Origin of the sequence: Coleofasciculus sp. G2-EDA-02 (genome assembly GCF_040226375.1) — a bacterium.
Classification (GTDB): Bacteria; Cyanobacteriota; Cyanobacteriia; order Cyanobacteriales; family Coleofasciculaceae; genus Coleofasciculus.
Genome location: NZ_JAVKEW010000166.1, coordinates 1 through 4,061 on the forward strand (window position 1 = coordinate 1; position 4,061 = coordinate 4,061).

4 protein-coding genes and 1 pseudogene are annotated in these 4,061 nt (G+C 46.1%); 2 read left to right on the plus strand and 3 right to left on the minus strand.

What is annotated here, in order from left to right; translation table 11 throughout:
* Positions 1–295: 295 nt before the first annotated feature.
* Positions 296–679 carry a hypothetical protein gene (locus tag RLO19_RS20015; RefSeq protein ID WP_446359201.1) on the plus strand — a complete coding sequence of 128 codons (384 nt, stop codon included), beginning with the start codon at positions 296–298 and terminating at the stop codon, positions 677–679.
* Positions 680–1,107: 428 nt separating this feature from the next.
* Entirely contained in the window at positions 1,108–1,728 is a 621-nt protein-coding gene (locus tag RLO19_RS20020) for an HPF/RaiA family ribosome-associated protein (RefSeq protein WP_446359202.1), read from the plus strand.
* A gap of 49 nt (positions 1,729–1,777) precedes the next feature.
* Here the strand turns inward: RLO19_RS20020 and RLO19_RS20025 are convergent, their stop codons facing one another.
* The 3 genes and pseudogenes from RLO19_RS20025 to RLO19_RS20035 form a co-directional block, all read right to left on the minus strand.
* Positions 1,778–3,040 (minus strand): molybdopterin molybdotransferase MoeA, encoded by a 1,263-nt coding sequence (locus RLO19_RS20025; protein ID WP_446359203.1) that lies wholly within the window; start codon positions 3,038–3,040, stop codon positions 1,778–1,780.
* A 291-nt stretch (positions 3,041–3,331) separates the two neighbouring features.
* Complete coding sequence (locus RLO19_RS20030; protein WP_446359204.1) at positions 3,332–3,895, minus strand: PEP-CTERM sorting domain-containing protein; 564 nt, start codon at positions 3,893–3,895, stop codon at positions 3,332–3,334.
* A 40-nt stretch (positions 3,896–3,935) separates the two neighbouring features.
* Positions 3,936–4,061: pseudogene (locus RLO19_RS20035) on the minus strand (RNA-guided endonuclease InsQ/TnpB family protein); the annotation flags it as partial.

Here is a 4,061-nt window from a genome sequence, read left to right on the forward strand (position 1 = left end):
GACCTAACTGTATCTCTACTTATGGTTATATTATATCACTTAAGAATGTTATTGCGGGATAAATCCCGCTGTCTTTACGACTTGCTCGGTTTCATCCCTCGGATAAATCACGAGGGCTTTCACCATCGCTTATGACGTAAATTCTCCAAAATATTCATGTTTAATCCCCGTGACAAAAGGGGGAAACTCAAAAAGTTAGGGGAATCCCCCAAGTCTGACACCTTCCCCTAACTGGTTATTCGGGATGCTCAAAAACGTCCAGCCTCTACATCGCTCAGTTGGCTTAAGGAAAGTTATGCCAACTATTCTGAACTTAACAGAAGCGATTAGAGTTGCGCCAGGGACGTTATCTATGAATACTCAGGCTTATATAATACTAAACCTAATTATTTTGGCAACCGTATTGAGTCACCCTGTAATCTACATTCAAACTCATCAACATTTCCTGATGTCAATGTTTTCCCATAAAGCAAGGCAAAATTCATTATTGACACAAAAAAAACAGTTAGACGAACCGCCGCTAAATCCAGGTTCTCCTGATGAACGGGTGCCAGCAGGAACCCACAAGAGCGATAGTTTGGCTGTTGTGCAGACAAGGAAGGGTTTGGTCAAGGTGGAAGACGAACCTACTCCACCAAAAGAGGACAGACCTGGCGGTAGTCGGTGGATTACTATTTAAACCCCGTCTAGATTATAAACTGAAATCAATCTTATGGGAGAGGCAAATGAAGCCGAAATTATTTAGCAAAAATTATCCGAGACTTCTATCTCAAATCTATATAATTCGATAGAAAGCTTGAACCCGATCGCCTTGTTAACCTGATTACAGTGGTGTTGCAGAGGTTCACAGCAATAGAGACCTCTCGCACCGGATGAAAATAACATAACAGGAGGATATAATATGTCTGCGACAGGATTACCAGCATTTGACACCACCGTTCAAAAAAATTACTTGGGTCAATGATGTAGCCGCAGAACTAGGTTGGGAGGAGAAAGAGAGAGCCTTCCAGGGATTGCGCGTCACCTTGCACGCTTTGCGCGATCGTTTGATAGTATAACTCCGTGCGTAATGTAATTATAAATAGCTGAATTGAGGACTGATAATTTATGCAAATTCCATTAGAGATTTCCTATCGTGATGTGCCAAAAACTGAAGCTTTAGAGGCATTAGTACGGGAAAAAGTCGGTAAGTTGGAGCAGGTTTGTGACCACCTTAATAGTTGCCGCATTGCGATTGAACAGGCACACAAAAACCCCAATAGCGGTTCCCCCTATCGGGTAAGAATCGATATGACAGTACCACCAGGTCACGAACTTGCTGTGGTCGAAAATCCCGGAGAAGGAAATCAGTATCAGCCTGTAGAAACCGTAGTGCGTAACGCCTTTGAGTCGGCACGCCGCCAGCTTATCGAACTCACCGAACGGCAACAGAATAAAGTCAAGTCTCATCCTACTCAGGAAATGACGGCAATAGTTACTAAGTTATTTCCAGAAGAAGGGTATGGTTTCCTTAAAAGCCTGGAAGGTCAAGAAGTCTATTTCCACCGTAATAGTGTCCTCCATAATGACTTTGACCGCTTAGGAATCGGTACAGGCGTCCACTTTTTTGCTGAGGAAGGCGAACAGGGATTGCAAGCCAGCACTGTGCAGATTGTAAACAAGCCGGGTGAGCGTATTTCCAAAGTTGATGAATTGGAAATTGAACAGCCCCTCGGTTGGAACCAATAGATTAGCACTTGTAGAGACGTAGCATGCTACGTCTCTACACTGTTAGGAATTATTCCACCGACAAAACTTGCACCGTTTCTCCTTCTCGAATCAAGCTTTGACCAACGGGTATCATAGCCAGACCCGTAGTTTGGGCTAAATTAATTAAATTACCCGAACTGTGACTCCCACCCGCCAGATTGAATTCATAGTTTCCCTCAACTAATTGAAGCTGACCCCACAAATAGGATTCTCGACGCCCATCAGATTGGAGTTCATTACGAGAGATGGCGTTGATAAACCTCGGCTTCCATCGTTGCATTGGCAAACCGGAACGCTTTCTCATCGCAGGTTGCACAAATCGCCAACAACTGACTAAAGCCGAGACTGGATTTCCGGGTAGACCAAAATATAATACTTGATGCAGTGAGCCTTTTTTATGCCCCTGATGAGGCGGGAACGTCGCCACGGTTAAGGGTTTACCAGGTTTAACCGCAACCGAACGAATATGAATCTCAGCACCCAGTTGAGCTAAAATTTCATCTACATAGTCATAATCTCCCACAGAAACGCCACCTGTAGATAGAACCATATCAGCGGCGGGAATCGCTTGGGCAATGGCTTGCTTCAGGGCGTCTGGTTTATCGCGGACAATCCCCTGTACCTTAGGAATTCCGCCACAAAGAGTCACCCAAGCGGCTAGGGCGTATTGATTGGAATCGACAATTTGACCCGGTTGCAAAGGTTGGTACGGCGTAACCAGTTCATTCCCCGTGGAGAGAATCGCGACTTTGGGACGGCGATAGACGGTGAGTTCCGTACATTGGGCGGCAGCTAGGACGGCAATTTCTGGCGCACCCAGTTGAATTCCTGCGGCTAAAAGGGGTTCTCCAGAACGGTAAAATGATGCCTGATGACGCACGAAGCCTTGAGGTTTCGGTGCTTGTAAGATTAAAACATGGTTATCCTCACGCAATGTATGTTCCTGCATCACCACTGTATCGGCGCCCTGTGGCATACATGCACCGGTAAAGATACGCGCAGATTGTCCGGCTGCAATCGTTTTTTGCGGTTGATATCCGGCGGGAATATCTTCGACGAGTTCTAAACGTATCGGTTGCTGTTCACTAGCTGAGTGCACATCAGCATAGCGCACCGCATAACCATCCATAGCAGAATTATCCCAGTGGGGAAAATCCAATTGGCTAGTTACAGGAGCAGCCAAAATGCGACCTGTAGCGGCGGATAGGTCTATAATTTCGCTGTCTAACTGGGAGTCTAAGGGGTGGATGAGATCTAAGATAATCGATTCGGCTTGGTTAACGGGTAGCATGGGTTTAAAGGAAATCAGAAGCGGGATTAATGTTCGATTTTACTGTGAACTGATTACTTTTATCCTTGTATTCAAAACCATGAAACCCCTCTCAGCATAGTTCTGAGAGGGGTTTTTTTTCTTTATTTTCGCCTCAACAGTGGGCGACATAATACATTGAAACAGGTAATACCAAATCCGGGTTAACTACCCCCTTTATGAGTAGAGACAAGGCAATAGGCAATAGGCAACAGGCTTTCATCGGCTAAGGGATAAAGGGGGCAGGCGGATTTGGTATAAGAAGTACCCGATTTAAGTGTCTTGCTTGTGACGTTTAAAAGTCGCCGTACTAACCCCTGCTAGAGCCAGTAAGCCCAGAACGGTAGCGGGTTCGGGAACGGCGGTAGGCTCTGAAACAGTCACAGTTGCGATCGCGGCAGTAGGATTTCCTACGGAGACTGACTCAACGCCATCGGTAAACGAAATAGTCAGCAGAGCCTGTAAATCGAGAATTTCATTGCCAGAACCGGAAACAAAGGAGCCTTGATCGAGATTATCTGGATCAACAAAATTCACTCCTATGGGTTTATTGAGGGTGCCATTCACGTAGAAACTTGGCTCAAAATCCGTTGTGGCTCCCTCCTCGTCAGAAGAAATGGAAAATGCGGATACGGCATCATTGCCACTCCAGTTCCATTCCCAAGCCTTCAACTCATCAGCCGACACAATGCCATCAGCCGCATCGTCTTCATCGGCGAAGATGGTACCAAAAATAGAGCCACCACCATCTTCTTCCCACCAGCCGATATATTCAATATCCCAGCTAAAGAGTACAGCATTAGCAGGTGCAGCCAGTGCAGCCCAACCTAACGCCACCGTTGCAGCAAAAGCTAAGTGTTTCTTGATACTCCCCGCCCTATAAGAGCGGGGATTCTTCCGTCACAGGGATTCCAGTGAATTTACCCTCAGAAAGCATCTTGACCGTGTATCCCACGGCTGCAAGTCCTCTTATACAGACTACTTGTGCTGCGGCTACATCTCT

What these genes read in the sequence shown, in the direction of transcription:
- RLO19_RS20015 (WP_446359201.1), top strand. Translation starts at nt 296, where the DNA reads ATGCCAACTATTCTGAACTTAACAGAAGCGATTAGAGTTGCGCCAGGG.
- RLO19_RS20020 (WP_446359202.1), top strand. Translation starts at nt 1,108, where the DNA reads ATGCAAATTCCATTAGAGATTTCCTATCGTGATGTGCCAAAAACTGAA.
- RLO19_RS20025 (WP_446359203.1), bottom strand. Translation starts at nt 3,040, where the DNA reads ATGCTACCCGTTAACCAAGCCGAATCGATTATCTTAGATCTCATCCAC.